Below are 14,082 nucleotides of genomic sequence, written 5' to 3' on the forward strand. Positions count from 1 at the left end.
TGAGTATGGATCATTAATAGGGGAAGGCGACGCCGAAGGTCGTGGAATTGCGCTGAGCGGAGGTATTCAGAATGAGCGACGTTGTTTCCACCGGACGCGATGGGGCTGTTCTGACTGTCACCATAGCGCGAGAGGCGCGCAGGAATGCGCTGAACGAGGCGGTGGCGTCCGGCATATGCGAGGCGCTGGACCGTGCCGAAGCGGACGACGCGATTCGTGCGGTCGTGCTGACCGGCGCCGGGGACAAGGCGTTCTGTGCCGGCGGGGATCTTCAACCCTCGGCCGATGGCGCGCCATTCAGCATCGATGCCGCCGATCCCCGGCACTATGTCGCCAACCTGTTCCGGCGGATGAATGCCTGCCGTCTGCCACTGATCGCGCGGGTCAATGGCCATGCGCTGGCGGGCGGGTTCGGCCTTGTCTGTGGCTGCGATCTTGTCGTCGCGCGCGACGATGCGCTTCTCGGCGTGACAGAGGTGAAGGTCGGGCTGTTCCCGATGATGATCCTGCCGTTCCTGCTTCGAAACACACCCAATCGCGTTCTGATGGAAATGTGCCTGACCGGAGAGCCGCTGACGGCCCGTGACGCGCTGGCACATGACATCGTGAACTACGCCGTGCCCGCCGGGGAGCTTGACGCGAAACTCGACTGGCTGGTGGAGCGGGTGGTGTCCAAAACGCCCACCGGAATACGGCTCGGCAAGCAGGCGCTGGTGAAAATCCGCGAGATGTCGTTCGATGCCGCGCTGGAATACGCGCCGTTCATGCTCGCCAACATGGCCCGCACGGAAGACGCTCGGGAGGGGTTCGCCGCTTTCGCCGAAAAACGTTCCCCCAACTGGACGGGCAGGTAACCCATGACGCAGGAGGTGAGAATCGGCGGCGGCGGCGGCTTCTGGGGCGACAGCCCCGACGGGGCGGCCCAGATTGTGCGCAAGGGAAACGTGCGGTATCTCGTGCTCGACTATCTGGCCGAGGTCACGATGTCGATCCTGTCGCGGCTGAAGGCCAAATCGCCCGATGCCGGATATGCCCCCGATTTCGTCACGCAGGTCATGCGCCCGCTGGCCCCCGAGATCGCGGAGCAGGGTATCCGGGTTGTCACGAACGCCGGAGGCGTTAATCTTCAGGCCTGTCGCGCGGCGCTTGAGGCGCTCTTTGAAGAGCTTGGCGTGGCGCTCAAGGTGGCCGTGGTCGAGGGGGACGATATTTCCGCCCTCGCCGACGATCTGCGATCCGGTGGGGTCCGCGAGATGTTCACCGGGGCGCCCATGCCCGATACGCTCAACAGCGTGAACGCCTATCTGGGCGCGCAGGGAATCGCCCGCGCGCTGGAAGACAGTGCGGACATAGTGCTGACCGGGCGTGTGGTCGATTCCGCTCTCGTTCTGGGCCCGCTCATTCACGAATTCGGCTGGTCGGAGACGGACTACGATCGTCTGTCCGCAGGAAGCCTTGCCGGGCATCTGATCGAATGCGGCCCGCAGGTGACGGGCGGTATCTTCACCGACTGGCGCAAGGTGCCGGGCTGGGACGACATGGGCTTTCCCATCGCGGTCTGTCGCCCGGACGGCAGTTTCGACATTGCCAAACCGGGCGGCACCGGCGGCCTGATCACCCCGCAAACGGTCGCCGAGCAGCTCTGCTACGAGGTGGGAGACCCCGCCGCCTATATCCTGCCCGATGTTATCTGCGACTGGAGCGATGTCCGGCTTGAACAATCGGGAGAGAACCGGGTGCGCGTGTCCGGCGCGCGGGGCAGGGCGCCGACCGGAACGCTCAAGGTGAGCGCAACCTATGCCGACGGCTACCGTTCGGCCGTGACGATGATGATCGCCGGGCGCGAGGCGGCGGCCAAGGCCCGCGCCACCGGCGAGGCGATCCTCAAACGTGTGGCACGGATGATTGAAACCGCCGGGCTCAGCCCGCTCAGCGAGACGATGATCGAGGTGCTGGGCGCGGAAAGCAACTACGGGGCGCAGGCCCGGACGGATCACACGCGCGAGGTCGTACTCAAGCTGGCGGTGCGGCACCCCGAGCGCAAGGCGCTGGAGTTTTTCGCGCGGGAGATCTATCCCTCCGCCTGTTCGATGGCGCAGGGGCTGACCGGCTTTGCCGGGGGGCGACCCGCGCCGCAGCCCGTGATCCGGCTTTTCTCTTTCCTTGTCGAAAAGGACCGCGTGCCGATGACGGTCAGGTCCGGGGACAAGGAGGCGCGTGTACCGCATGGCCCGTCCGGCGATCAGCCCGATGTGCCCCCGAATGTCGCCGAGGGCGGTTTGCCGGACGCCGATGGCCCGCTTTGCACCGTGCCGCTCATCGCGCTGGCGCATGGGCGCAGCGGCGACAAGGGCGATACCGCCAATGTCGGTGTGCTGGCCCGCGATCCCGCCTTCCTGCCCTGGATACGGCAATCGGTCACGCCGCAGGCTGTGGCCGGTTGGTTCGCGCATTTCGTGAAAGGCGAGGTCCGGCGCCATGAATGGCCGGGGCTGCAGGGATTCAATTTCGTCATGGATCAGGCGCTTGGCGGCGGCGGCGTCGCTTCCCTGCGCCACGATCCGCAGGGCAAGGCGCTCGCCCAGATCCTGCTCGACCTGCCGGTGTCCGTTCCGGCCGATTGGGTGGCCGAGGGCGGCGTGCTTTCCGATTACTCACAAGAGGCGCGTTCCGCATGACCGACACGGCAGATTTTCCCATTCGCAAGATACTCGTCGCCAACCGGGGCGAGATTGCCTGCCGCGTGATCCGCTCTGTCCGGGCGATGGGGCTGGCGTCGGTCGCGGTCTGTCACGGGGTTGAGGTCGGCGCGCGCCACGTGCGGGACGCCGATGAGGTTGTCGAACTGACCGGGGATACCCCTGTCGCGGCCCATCTCGACGCCGCGCAGATCATCGATGCGGCGCGTGCCACCGGCGCGGACGCGATCCACCCCGGCTATGGCTTTCTGTCCGAGAACGCCAGTTTCGCCCGCGCGGTGCAAGAGGCTGGCCTGACCTTCATCGGCCCGTCCGCCGAAACCATCGCGCTGATGGGCGACAAGATCTCGTCGCGCAATTTCGCCGAATCCCACGGCGTTCCGGTGGCGCCCTCGGTCCTGCCGACCGACGATCTCGACGCCTTTCTCGAACAGGCCGCGACCATCGGCTTTCCCCTGCTGATCAAGGCGTCGGCGGGTGGCGGCGGCAAGGGCATGAGCATCGTGCGCGCCCCCGAAGAGTTGAAAGAGGCCGCCCGTATCGCCGCCAGCGAGGCGGAGCGGTATTTCGGCGATGGCCGGGTCTATGCGGAACTTTACGTCGAGAACCCCCGCCATATCGAGGTTCAGGTGCTCGGTGATGGCACGGGCAACGTCATCCACCTGCATGAACGCGAATGCTCGGTGCAGCGCCGGTTCCAGAAGATCGTTGAGGAAGCGCCCTCCGCCGATCTGCCGGGCGATCTCGCGCAGGAAATCTGCGACGCCGGGGCGCGGCTGGCAAAGGCCGCCAACTATCTCAACGCGGGCACCGTGGAGTTCATTGTCGGACAGGACGGCAGGTTCTTCTTTCTGGAGATGAACACCCGCCTTCAAGTGGAGCACCCGGTCACGGAAATGATCACCGGGCTGGACCTTGTGCAGGCGCAGATCGAGATTGCGGCGGGCTGCGGTCTTCCCGTGGCGCAAGAGGATGTTGGCCGGCATGGCCATTCCATCGAATGCCGCATCTGTGCAGAGAATGCAGAGCGCGATTTCATGCCCGAGACCGGGATGATCCGGTTCCTGAATATCCCCGAGGCGCCATGGCTGCGGTTCGAACATGCGCTCGATGCCGGCCGGCGCGTCACGTCCGATTTCGATCCGATGCTGGCCAAGCTGGTGGTGCACGGTGCAACCCGCACCGAGGCGATTGACCGGGCCGTGACCGCCCTTGGCGATCTGGCCATTCTCGGCGTCACCACCAATACCGATTACCTGCGACGCATTCTTGAAACCCCGGCGTTTCGCGCCGGGCAGTTGCACACCGGGTTCCTGACCGAACATGCCGAGAGCCTCAAGCCACGCCCTCTGGGACAGCTTGAAAAGGATCGGCTTCTGATCGCGGCTGCGCTGGGGTTCCGGGAGTTCCGCCAACTGGCCTTCGACGTGCCGGATCTGCACGCGGCCATCGGACCATGGAGAAACTGAAGCGATGTCCTTTCAAATCATTCTCGATGGCGAGGCGCATGAGATCGAGATCATCCATCGCCGCCCGCATCTGAAACTTCTGATCGACGGGCGCGAACATGTCGTCGAAGACCCCGGCCACCCCGGGGACGGGCTGGCCCATGCCGTTATCGCCGGCCAGCGGCTGAGCCTTGCGCGCGCGCAGGCCGAAGGCGGGCAGGTGGTGCGCTGCGACGGGCGCACCCATATGGTGACGCTTCTGGTCGAGGGCGAAGAGGCCGATGAGGGTGCGGCGCTATCGGACCTGCGCGCGCCGATGCCCGGCACGGTGGTCAGCCTGCATGCTCAGCCGGGACAGGACGTGACCGCCGGCATGGCGCTGATCACGATAGAGAGCATGAAACTGCAAACGATGCTGGCCGCCCCCCGCGACGGGGTGGTGGCGGAGATCTGCGTCGCCGAGGGGGATCTGTTCGAAAAGGATCAGCTTCTCGTCAGTCTGCAAAAGGAAGAAGGGGACGCCGGGGATGCGTAAGATCCAGTCGACCATCAGCACCAACAGCCCCGAATTCCGCCAGTATGCCGAACACAACCGCAAGCTGGTCGGAGAGTTCAGGCAAAAGCAGGAGGCCGCGCGCCATGACAGAGGGCAACGCGCCCTCGACCGGCTTGAGAAACAGGGAAAGCTGCGCCCCCGGGATCGCATCGACAAACTGCTCGATCCCGGCACACCGTTTCTGGAACTGTCATCCTTGGCCGCGAACCGCGCCTATGACGGCGATTCCCCGTCGGCCAGCTCGATTGTCGGGATTGGCACCGTCTCCGGGCGCGAGGTTCTGATCCGCGCCGACGATCCGACGGTCAAGGGTGGGGCATGGTATCCGCTGTCGGCCAAGAAGATCGTGCGCGCGCTCGACATCGCCATCGAGAACCGGCTGCCGGTGATCCACTTGTGCGATTCCGCGGGCGGGTTTCTTCAGCTTCAGTCCGAGGTGTTTCCCGACAAACATATGGCCGGCCGGATTTTCCGCAATCAGTCGATCCTGTCGAAAATGGGGGTCAAGCAGCTTGCGCTCGTGTTCGGGCACTGCACGGCGGGCGGCGCCTATATCCCGGCACTGTCGGATTATTCGGTGATCGTGCGCGGCACCGGCGCGGTGTTTCTGGGCGGCCCGCCGCTGGTCAAGGCCGCCACCGGCGAGGATGTCTCGGTCGAGGATCTCGGCGGGGCCGACATGCACACATCGGTGTCCGGCACCTGCGATTACCCCGCGCGCGACGAAGTGGATGCTATTCGCATCGGGCGCGAAATCGTATCGCAGTGGGAGCGGCCCCCGAAATGGTCCTGTCAGCAGGATACGCCCGAAGACCCCGCCTACGATCCGGCGGAACTTTACGGAATCATCCCCGACGACATCAAGAAGCACTTCGACATGCGCGAGGTGATCGCGCGGATCGTGGACGGCAGCCGTTTTCATGAGTATCAGCCCAACTACGGCCAGACGCTGATCTGCGGTTATGCCAATATCTGGGGCTACAAGGTCGGAATCCTTGCCAATAATGGCGTGCTGTTCAACGAAAGCTCTCTCAAGGGGGGCCATTTCATCGAGCTGTGCAATCAGAACAACACCCCGCTTGTGTTCTTGCAGAATATCACCGGCTACATGATCGGGCGTGACTACGAGCGCAACGGGATCACCAAGGACGGCGCCAAGATGATCATGGCGCAGTCCTGTTCGCACGTTCCCAAGTTCACCGTCATGTGCAACGGCTCTTTCGGGGCGGGCAATTACGGCATGTGCGGGCGGGCCTTTGACGGGCGCTTCCTTTTCGCGTGGCCCAACCACCAGATCGGCGTCATGGGCGGGGATCAGGCGGCCAACACGCTGGCCGAAGTCAAGGCGAACCAGATCCGGCGCAATGGCGGCACCGTGGACGAGGCGGAGATTCAGCAGTTGTGGCAGGAAACCCGCCGCGCCTATGAGGATCAGCTTTCAGCCTATCATTCCACCTCCGAGCTTTGGGACGATGGTATCCTGGACCCCGTGGACACGCGCAACGCGCTTGGCATGGCGATCTCCGCCTCGCTCAATGCGCCGTTGCAGGATCAGGGCTTCGGGGTGTTCCGCTTCTGATGCCGGCACCTGTCGTCTTCTACTTCGACTTCGCGTCGCCCTACGCCTACCTGGCCTTTGACCGGGTCGGGCGCTATGCCCGGTCCGCAGGGCGCGAAGTGGATTTGCGCCCGGTTCTTGTCTGGGCCCTGCTCAAGGAACGCGGGATCGCGCCGCCGATGGAGGATGCGGCGAAACGGGCGTATCTCGAACACGACATGGAGCGCTCCGCGGCCTTCTACGGGGTGGCCTACCGACAGCCCGATCCGCTGGTCATCTCGGCCCATCTCGCCGCGCGGTTCTGGCTGGGGATGACAGCAGATCACGGGGCGCCTGCATTCGATCTCGCGCGCAGAGTGTTTGCCGCCCGGTTTGTCGAGGGGCGCGACATCAAAACGCCAGAGGTGCTATGCGATATCGCCGCCGAGGCCGGTCTGGACCGCGATAGCGCCGAAGAGGCGATGTACTCCGACGGTGCCCGCACCGCGCTTGCCGCGTTGATCTCCTTGGCGGTTGAAAACGGTGTCATCGGTGTGCCGTATTTCGATCTGGACGGCGAGGGGTTCTTCGGGGCGGACCGACTGCCGCACCTGCGCTGGAGGCTGGGGCTTGACGGCCCGGACTGATCATTCGCCTGCATGATCTTGCATCTTCGTGCCAGAATTGGTCTCATGGGTTGGCCGATAACGATGGGATCAATGAATGGCTACCAAACGGCGTGTCAGCCGCCTTTCCCCCGAGCGCCGCAGGGCCGATATCATGACGGCGGCGCGCGAGGTTTTCTCTGAAAAAGGATTCAACGAGGCGGTCATGTCCGAGATCGCGGAGCGTGCGGGCGTGGTCGAAGGCAGTATTTACCGCTACTTCAAGAACAAGCGCGATCTTCTTTTCTGTGTCTCGGAATCCTGGTTCGAAGAGATGATCTCGACCGATGAGCCGACGCTCGCGGCGGTGACCGGCACCTGGAACAGATTGCGCTTCATCATCCACCGTCACCTGATGGCCATCAAGACCCATCCGGACCTGAGCCGGCTGGTCTTTCAGCATCTGCGCCCCGATCCCGAATACCGCAAGACAAAGCTGTTCGCCCTGAACAAGGCCTACACCAACCGCGTTGTCGAACTGGTCCGCGAGGGCGTGGAGAACGGCGAGATCCGTCCGGATGTCTCTCCCAGTCTCGTGCGTGACATGATCTTCGGCGCGATCGAGCACCGGACCTGGGCCTATCTGCGCAATGAAGGCGGATATGACCCCGACACTCTGGCCGATCAACTGACCGATCTTGTATCCTTCGGTTTAAGGAAAAAGGACCAGACAGATGAGATCGCAAGGGCTGTCGAGATGCTCGAAGGGGCGATCGCAAGACTTCAGCCCGCTGCGGGGGCATCCTGAATCGGCACACCGCGCGGTTGTCGTGCGGGCATTGACCCTGTCCCAGCCATCGCCGGGACCGTCGACATAAGGCTCCGGGGCGGGTTTATGTGCCTGATTTAAACGGCTGTTAATTCTTTGCCCCCAAGACTCCGGCCACCAGAAACACGCACCGCGAACAGCTTGGGCAAGTTGCGCCCATTTTTATGAATGTACCGATTACATGGCCAACGGTCGGGGCAGGGCCCTTGCCGCCACTGTGGCAGGAGATCAATGTCAGTCGAGCAAATGTCCCAAACAAAACCCCGAAATCTCCTGATCAGCGGATCGGCGGAACCTTTCCGGGAAATTGTCGCCGCCTCCGCCGATGCCATCGTCGGCATTGACGAAACGCGCGCCATCGTCCTGTTCAATCGCGCCGCCGAAGAGCTTTTTCAGTATCCGGTGGACAGTATTCTGGGACGGAAGATCGAGTGTCTTCTTCCGCCCGAAGCGCGCGCCGCACACGCCCGCCACGTGGAGGCGTTTCGCGCCGGCGGCGATGCTTCGCGCTACATGGGCGACAGGTCCGGCATCCTCAAGGGGCTGCGCGCCGATGGCACGGTGCTGCCTGTCGCGGTGTCGATCCAGCTCGTGGCGACGGACGACCGAAAGCTCATGATCGCGCAACTGCGGGAGATTTCCCATCATGTCAGGCTCAAGGAGAAGCTGGTCAAACTGGCCTCCGTCGATCACCTCACGCAGACGTTCAACCGGCGCGCCTTCGTCGAGTTTTCGACCGAGATCCACAATGCGTGTATCAACGAAGGCACGGGATACACCGTCCTGCTCATGGACCTTGATCACTTCAAGCAACTTAACGACACCCATGGACATCCCGCCGGGGATTTCGTGCTTCGTGAATTTGCCCGGATCTGCCAGTCCGGCCTGCGCGGCGACGATATTCTGGCCCGCTGGGGCGGGGAGGAGTTCATCGTTCTTCTGCCCCGGACCGACCGGATCACCGGCCGGGCCATCGCAGAGCGCCTTCAGACGACCGTGGCGGGGTTTGCCTTCCGGTTCACGGAGGAGACGGTGTTGCGGCAGACTGTCAGTATCGGACTGGCCAACTGGCACGGCGCGGCGGACCGGCTCGACGATATCATCAACCGGGCGGACGCGGCGCTTTATGCGGGCAAGCTCGCGGGGCGCAACAGGGTGATGTGCGAACCGGACCCGGCCGGTCCCTGATGCGCAGGCCGCTATGGCGCGCGCCGCTCCCGTTGTGATGCGCGAACGGCAAGGCGCATCTGCTTTTCCGTTTCGATCAGCGCAAAGAACACCACGCCGACTGCCAGGATCAGAAGGCCATCGCGCAACGGCACCGGCGCGGTGCCGAACACCGCCTGCATCCATGGCAGATAGGTGATGGCAAACTGCGCCGCCGTCACCGAAGCCACGCAGATCCAGACAATCGGCGTGCCGCGCACCGCCGCCCATGTGAGCGAGGTGCCGTGCATGTTGCGCACAAAGAAAAGCTGAAAGATCTCGAGCACCACGAGCGTGTTCATCGCCATGGTCTGCGCCAGTGCGGGCGAATAGCCCCGGTCCGTGGCATAGAAGTAGATGCCGAAAACCCCGACAAGAAACAGGCCGGAGACCAGCAGGATATGCCAGATCAGCGTGCCGGTCAGAAGCGGCTCATGGCGCGGTCGGGGCGGGCGGTGCATGGTGCCGGTCTCCGGCGGCTCAAACGCCAGCGCAAGGCCCAGCGTCGTCGCCGTCACGAGGTTGATCCACAGGATCTGAACCGCCGTGATCGGCAGGGCCATCCCCGCGAAAAGCGCCACGATGATCGTCAGCGCCTCGCCCGCATTTGTGGGCAGGGTCCAGCCGATCACCTTCCTGATATTGTCGTAGACAGTGCGCCCCTCGCGCACCGCCGCCGCGATGGAGGCGAAATTGTCATCCGCCAGCACCAGTTCGGCGGCCTCCTTGGCCGCCTCGCTACCCTTGCGGCCCATCGCGATCCCGGCGTCGGCGCGTTTGAGGGCAGGGGCATCGTTCACCCCGTCACCGGTCATCGCCACGGTCAGCCCGCGTGACTGCAATGCCGTCACAAGCCGGAGCTTGTGCTGCGGCGAAGTGCGGGCAAAGATATCTGTATTAAGCGCGGCCTCTGCCAGATCGGCATCGTCCATCGCTTCCAGATCGGCCCCCGTCAGCACCCGCTCGGTATTTCTCAGCCCGATCTGCGCGGCGATGGCGCGGGCTGTCGCGGCATGGTCTCCGGTGATCATCTTCACCCTAATGCCCGCGCTGTGGCAGTCCGCCACCGCCGTGATCGCCTCTTGGCGCGGCGGGTCGATCAGCCCGATCAACCCGATCAGTGTCAGGTGCCCCTCAAGATCACCCTTCGCAAGGCTTGCCTGCTCGGCCGCCACGGTTCGGACGGCGACGGCGATGACCCGCTGACCTTCGGCGGCAAGCTCTTCAAGCTTGTCGTCCCAGTCCCCGCGCTCAAGAGGGGCGGTGCCCCCACCGGATCCGCGCTGGTCGGCGCACATGTCCATCACCGCCTCGGGCGCGCCCTTCACATGTATGCAAGCTCCGCCCTCGGGGTCATGGTGCAGCACCGCCATGTAGCGGTGGGCCGCATCGAAGGGGATCGCGTCCACCCGTGTCCAGCCCTCGAAAGGGGTCGCCCCGTCGCCGCTGATCTTGCCCGCCAGAGCGATCAGTGCGCCTTCCATCGGATCGCCTTCCACGCGCCAGCCGTCTTCGGCCTCATGCAGCACGGCATCGTTGCAAAGCCCCGCCGCGCGGGCGAACTCCCACAGCACATCGTGCTGCGCCGGGTCCGCCTCCGCATCGCGCCAGCGCACCACCCCCTCGGGTGCATATCCGGTCCCGTCCACCGAAAAGACATCGCCGGATGCCGCCAGAGTGGCCGCCATCATCTCGTTGCGGGTCAGCGTGCCGGTCTTGTCGGTGCAGATGACAGAGACGGATCCAAGCGTTTCGATCGCGGGCAGGCGCCGCACGATGGCGTTGCGCCGCGCCATCGTCCGCACGCCCACCGCAAGCGTGATGGTCAGCACCGCCGGAAGCCCCTCGGGGATCGCCGCGACTGAAAGCCCGACAACCGCCATGAACAGTTCGGCGAAACTCATATGCCCGACGAAAAAGCCATAGGTCAGCAGGCTTGCCGCCACCAGCAGGATGAACACGGTCAGCCAGCGGGCGAACAGGTCCATCTGATACACAAGCGGCGTGGTCAGGACCTCCACCCGAGAGATCATGCCGCTGATCTGCCCGATCTCGGTCTCGCCTCCAGTCGCTGTCACCACCCCGCGCCCGGTCCCGGCCGCAATCAGCGTGCCGCTGAACAGCATCGGGCTGCGGTCGCCAAGCGCCGCCCCGGCCTCGACCGGGGCGGTGCCCTTGTCCACCGGCACCGATTCTCCGGTCAGGATCGCCTCTTCCACCTTCAGCCCGCGCGCCTCGATCAGGCGCAGATCGGCGGGCACCCGGTCTCCGGCCTCCAACACGACGACATCGCCAGGCACCAGATCGGTGGCCTCGATCTGCCTGCGCTGCCCGTCGCGCAGCACCGCGGAACGCGGGGCCAGCATGCCGCGGATCGCCTCCATCGCCTGTTCGGCGCGGCCCTCCTGAATGAACCCGATGACCGCGTTGACGAAGACCACCGCAAGGATCACGCCGGTATCGACCCAGTGCTGCAACACCGCCGTCACCATCGCGGCCCCGATCAGCACGTAGATCAGCACATTGTGAAACTGCACCAGAAACCGCAGGAACGCACTGCGCCGCGCCGGTTCGGGAAGGCGGTTGGGTCCGTGCCGCTCAAGCCGCCGCGCGGCCTCTGCCGCACTGAGCCCGCGCTTTGTGCTCTCCAGGGTCCGAAGCGTCTCCTCGCCGGAAATCGCATGGAAGGGGGGATGCTGGCGGGTGGCGGTCATTCTGCGGTCTTCTCTCGGGGGATATGGCGCGCAGCATGGCGCAGCCGTGAGGCGCTCGGAAGTGATATCCCAGAAATTGTGCGGGTCTGCCGGGTCTTTCAATGCCATGCTCACGAAAACAGCGCATGTGTGACCCGATTGCGCGTGAATCGCCTGCCCAACTATGGCAGTTTGATACCATCGAACGCGGCGGCAATGCTGCGTTTGGGGAACGGCCTGCCATGAAAGGGAAGCGGCATGAGTGCCAGTGATGATTTTGCACGGGAAGTTCGGCAGATCGTCGGGCCGTGCGCATGACTATTCGCAGTATCACCTACTGGACCGCGCTCGTCAGCATGGCGGGCTGGCTTTTGTGGGTCGGCAAGCCGGTCCTGCTTCCGGTGATCGCGGCGCTGATCTCGGTCTATATCCTGTCCGCCGCCGCCGCCAGCATGGAACGTGTCCCGCTGGTGGGGCGCCTTCCGCCGTGGGTCCGGCGTTCGATCGTGCTTCTCGTGTTCGCGCTGGCTGTGATTTTGCTGTTCGTGCTCGTCATCGACAACGTCGCGCAGGTCACGGCCTCGCTGTCACGCTACGAGGCCAATCTGGAGGCGCTGGCCACCCGCGCTGCCAGCCTTCTTGGGGTCGAGGACGAACCCACATGGGCCAATCTGCGCCGCATGACGATCGACCGGATCGACATTCAGTCCTACTTCGGCACCGTGGTGTTGTCTCTTCGGGGCTTTGGCACGACACTTTTTCTCATGGTGCTCTATGCCACCTTCTTCATGGCGGAGCGTGGTGTGTTCGCCCAGAAACTGATCATGGCGGCGGGTGGAGAGGACGCGGGCGAGCGGACGCTGTCCCTGCTGCGCCGGATCAACGAACGCATCGGCGGCTATCTCTTCGTCAAGACGGTGGTCAACGCGATCCTCGGCGTGATGTCCTATGCCATCATGCTGGTTCTGGGGATCGAGTTCGCCCTGTTCTGGGCGGTGCTGATCGGCTTTCTGAACTACATTCCCTATATCGGCTCGCTCATCGGGGTGATCTTTCCCGTGCTGCTCAGCCTCGCGCAGTTCGGCACCATCTGGATGGCCAGCGTGGTGCTGGTGACGCTGACCGCGGCCCAGCTCATCGTCGCCGGCTTCATAGAGCCGCGCATGATGGGGCGCGCCTTCAACCTCAGCCCCTTTGTTGTCCTGCTGGCTCTGGCGTTCTGGAGCACGCTCTGGGGGCTTCCCGGCGCGGTGCTCGCGGTGCCTATGACGGCCAGCCTCGTGCTGGTGCTGGCAGAGATCGGTCCGACCCGCCCGATCGCGGTGATGCTGTCCGCAAGTGGCCGGATCTGACCGCTGTCAGGGGGCTATTCCGCGTCCGGGCGGGTCGGCGGATCGTCATAGACCGCCCAGCCATACTCCCCCCCCGTTTCGGGAAGGTCGCGCGCGCGCAAATGCACCGCGATGAAGGTCTTGGCGATGAAATTGGCGGTGATCGGCGCGGTGAGCAGCAGAAACAGCGTGATCAGCAGTTCATGGAACGAAAAGCTGCCCTTGATCAGCAGAAAATAAAGCATGGAGGCAATCAGCACCCCCCCGACGCCGAGCGTGGTCGCCTTGGTGGGCGCATGAACCCGCTGCATCGTGTCGCGCAGCTTGATCAGCCCGAACGAACCGACAAGCCCGAAAACCCCGCTCACGACAAGGAAGAAGGTAATGAGGATATCCGCGATCATCTCCGTAAATCTCCCTTATTCAATGATGTCGCCGCGCAGCACGAACCGCGCATAGGCCACGGTCGAGACGAACCCGACCATCGCCACCAGCATCGACGCCTCATAATAAACCGCCGTCCCGCGCCATATCCCGTATAGGATCAGAAGCGCGATGACGTTGATCACCATGGTATCGAGCGCGAGGATACGGTCGGCCGCGTCGGGGCCCGTCGCAATGCGCCACAGGTTGAACAACAGGCCAAGCCCGTAGCAGGCGAAGGCAAAGACAAGCGCGCCGGTGATCATTGGAAAACCTCCATCAATCGGCGCTCATAGCGCGCCTTGATCTGGTCGCGGACCGCCTCGGGATCGTCGGTGTGCAGGCAATGCACCAGCAGGTTGGACCCGTCGGCCGACAGCGTGACCGACACCGTGCCCGGCGTCATGGTGATGGTGCCGGCCAGAACCGTGATCGCCTCCGCCGATGTCAGGTCGAGCGGTATCGTGACCCACTTCGAATGGATTGCGTCATTGCGCTTGAACAGGATGATCATGGCCACCTGAACATTCGCCACAACGATATCCCAGAGCACGACAAGTATGTATTCGGCCGCCATCAGCGGGTTGCGCAGTGTCGGGCGGTCGGGCCAGTAGGGCGCGGTGACAAGCGGCACGATCATCCCCAGCGCCCCGCCCAGGATCAGGTTGCCGAGCGTGATCTTGTTGACCAGCGCCAGCCACACGAAGGTGAGCGTGATGCTCAGGACCGGGTGGGGCAGAACACGTTTGAGCATT

The 14,082-nt window shown here is 64.0% G+C and carries 13 protein-coding genes; 9 read left to right on the forward strand and 4 right to left on the reverse strand.

What is annotated here, in order from left to right:
* The first annotated feature begins 71 nt into the window (after positions 1 to 71).
* The 8 genes from BMW66_RS06015 to BMW66_RS06050 all read left to right on the forward strand — a co-directional run bounded on the left by BMW66_RS06015 (position 72) and on the right by BMW66_RS06050 (position 8,862).
* Entirely contained in the window at positions 72 to 854 is a 783-nt protein-coding gene (locus tag BMW66_RS06015) for an enoyl-CoA hydratase-related protein (RefSeq protein WP_093116483.1), read from the forward strand.
* Between the two features lie 3 nt (positions 855 to 857).
* Positions 858 to 2,678, forward strand: coding sequence for an acyclic terpene utilization AtuA family protein (locus BMW66_RS06020; RefSeq protein WP_093116485.1), 1,821 nt, complete (start codon positions 858 to 860; stop codon positions 2,676 to 2,678).
* Complete coding sequence (locus BMW66_RS06025; RefSeq protein WP_093116487.1) at positions 2,675 to 4,168, forward strand: acetyl-CoA carboxylase biotin carboxylase subunit; 1,494 nt, start codon at positions 2,675 to 2,677, stop codon at positions 4,166 to 4,168. Before BMW66_RS06020 ends, BMW66_RS06025 begins: the two co-directional genes overlap by 4 nt.
* A gap of 4 nt (positions 4,169 to 4,172) precedes the next feature.
* Positions 4,173 to 4,682 carry an acyl-CoA carboxylase biotin carboxyl carrier protein subunit gene (locus BMW66_RS06030; protein ID WP_093116489.1) on the forward strand — a complete coding sequence of 170 codons (510 nt, stop codon included), beginning with the start codon at positions 4,173 to 4,175 and terminating at the stop codon, positions 4,680 to 4,682.
* Positions 4,675 to 6,282 (forward strand): acyl-CoA carboxylase subunit beta, encoded by a 1,608-nt coding sequence (locus BMW66_RS06035; protein WP_093116491.1) that lies wholly within the window; start codon positions 4,675 to 4,677, stop codon positions 6,280 to 6,282. The genes BMW66_RS06030 and BMW66_RS06035 overlap by 8 nt, the downstream gene beginning before the upstream one ends.
* Complete coding sequence (locus tag BMW66_RS06040; protein WP_093116493.1) at positions 6,282 to 6,887, forward strand: 2-hydroxychromene-2-carboxylate isomerase; 606 nt, start codon at positions 6,282 to 6,284, stop codon at positions 6,885 to 6,887. Before BMW66_RS06035 ends, BMW66_RS06040 begins: the two co-directional genes overlap by 1 nt.
* A gap of 76 nt (positions 6,888 to 6,963) precedes the next feature.
* A complete protein-coding gene (locus BMW66_RS06045; RefSeq protein ID WP_093116495.1) occupies positions 6,964 to 7,653 on the forward strand; it encodes a TetR/AcrR family transcriptional regulator in 690 nt (229 codons plus the stop codon).
* A 267-nt stretch (positions 7,654 to 7,920) separates the two neighbouring features.
* Positions 7,921 to 8,862, forward strand: a complete 942-nt coding sequence (locus BMW66_RS06050) for a GGDEF domain-containing protein (protein ID WP_175483179.1) — start codon at positions 7,921 to 7,923, stop codon at positions 8,860 to 8,862.
* Positions 8,863 to 8,873: 11 nt separating this feature from the next.
* On the opposite strand, the gene BMW66_RS06055 is transcribed toward BMW66_RS06050, so the two are convergent.
* Positions 8,874 to 11,594: a cation-transporting P-type ATPase gene (locus BMW66_RS06055; RefSeq protein WP_093116499.1), complete on the reverse strand. Its 2,721-nt coding sequence runs from the start codon at positions 11,592 to 11,594 to the stop codon at positions 8,874 to 8,876.
* Positions 11,595 to 11,887: 293 nt separating this feature from the next.
* Here BMW66_RS06055 and BMW66_RS06060 point away from each other — a divergent pair, with 293 nt between their 5' ends.
* Positions 11,888 to 12,925, forward strand: a complete 1,038-nt coding sequence (locus BMW66_RS06060) for an AI-2E family transporter (protein ID WP_093116501.1) — start codon at positions 11,888 to 11,890, stop codon at positions 12,923 to 12,925.
* 14 nt (positions 12,926 to 12,939) lie between these two features.
* Here BMW66_RS06060 and BMW66_RS06065 read toward each other — a convergent pair whose 3' ends face one another.
* From BMW66_RS06065 to BMW66_RS06075, 3 genes are read right to left on the reverse strand one after another with little or no spacing between them, the layout of a single operon-like run.
* The gene (locus BMW66_RS06065) at positions 12,940 to 13,308 is read right to left on the reverse strand and encodes a Na+/H+ antiporter subunit G (RefSeq protein ID WP_093116503.1); all 369 of its coding nucleotides are present in this window, start codon (positions 13,306 to 13,308) and stop codon (positions 12,940 to 12,942) included.
* Between the two features lie 15 nt (positions 13,309 to 13,323).
* Positions 13,324 to 13,593, reverse strand: a complete 270-nt coding sequence (locus BMW66_RS06070) for a K+/H+ antiporter subunit F (protein WP_093116505.1) — start codon at positions 13,591 to 13,593, stop codon at positions 13,324 to 13,326.
* A complete protein-coding gene (locus tag BMW66_RS06075) occupies positions 13,590 to 14,081 on the reverse strand; it encodes a Na+/H+ antiporter subunit E (RefSeq protein WP_093116507.1) in 492 nt (163 codons plus the stop codon). Before BMW66_RS06075 ends, BMW66_RS06070 begins: the two co-directional genes overlap by 4 nt.
* Position 14,082 lies beyond the last annotated feature (1 nt).

The organism is Salinihabitans flavidus, assembly GCF_900110425.1.
In the GTDB taxonomy this organism is placed as follows: domain Bacteria; phylum Pseudomonadota; class Alphaproteobacteria; order Rhodobacterales; family Rhodobacteraceae; genus Salinihabitans; species Salinihabitans flavidus.

Coding starts and splice junctions, on each gene's coding strand:
- BMW66_RS06015 (WP_093116483.1), top strand. CDS start 72: ATGAGCGACGTTGTTTCCACCGGACGCGATGGGGCTGTTCTGACTGTC.
- BMW66_RS06020 (WP_093116485.1), top strand. CDS start 858: ATGACGCAGGAGGTGAGAATCGGCGGCGGCGGCGGCTTCTGGGGCGAC.
- BMW66_RS06025 (WP_093116487.1), top strand. CDS start 2,675: ATGACCGACACGGCAGATTTTCCCATTCGCAAGATACTCGTCGCCAAC.
- BMW66_RS06030 (WP_093116489.1), top strand. CDS start 4,173: ATGTCCTTTCAAATCATTCTCGATGGCGAGGCGCATGAGATCGAGATC.
- BMW66_RS06035 (WP_093116491.1), top strand. CDS start 4,675: ATGCGTAAGATCCAGTCGACCATCAGCACCAACAGCCCCGAATTCCGC.
- BMW66_RS06040 (WP_093116493.1), top strand. CDS start 6,282: ATGCCGGCACCTGTCGTCTTCTACTTCGACTTCGCGTCGCCCTACGCC.
- BMW66_RS06045 (WP_093116495.1), top strand. CDS start 6,964: ATGGCTACCAAACGGCGTGTCAGCCGCCTTTCCCCCGAGCGCCGCAGG.
- BMW66_RS06050 (WP_175483179.1), top strand. CDS start 7,921: ATGTCCCAAACAAAACCCCGAAATCTCCTGATCAGCGGATCGGCGGAA.
- BMW66_RS06055 (WP_093116499.1), bottom strand. CDS start 11,594: ATGACCGCCACCCGCCAGCATCCCCCCTTCCATGCGATTTCCGGCGAG.
- BMW66_RS06060 (WP_093116501.1), top strand. CDS start 11,888: ATGACTATTCGCAGTATCACCTACTGGACCGCGCTCGTCAGCATGGCG.
- BMW66_RS06065 (WP_093116503.1), bottom strand. CDS start 13,308: ATGATCGCGGATATCCTCATTACCTTCTTCCTTGTCGTGAGCGGGGTT.
- BMW66_RS06070 (WP_093116505.1), bottom strand. CDS start 13,593: ATGATCACCGGCGCGCTTGTCTTTGCCTTCGCCTGCTACGGGCTTGGC.
- BMW66_RS06075 (WP_093116507.1), bottom strand. CDS start 14,081: ATGCTCAAACGTGTTCTGCCCCACCCGGTCCTGAGCATCACGCTCACC.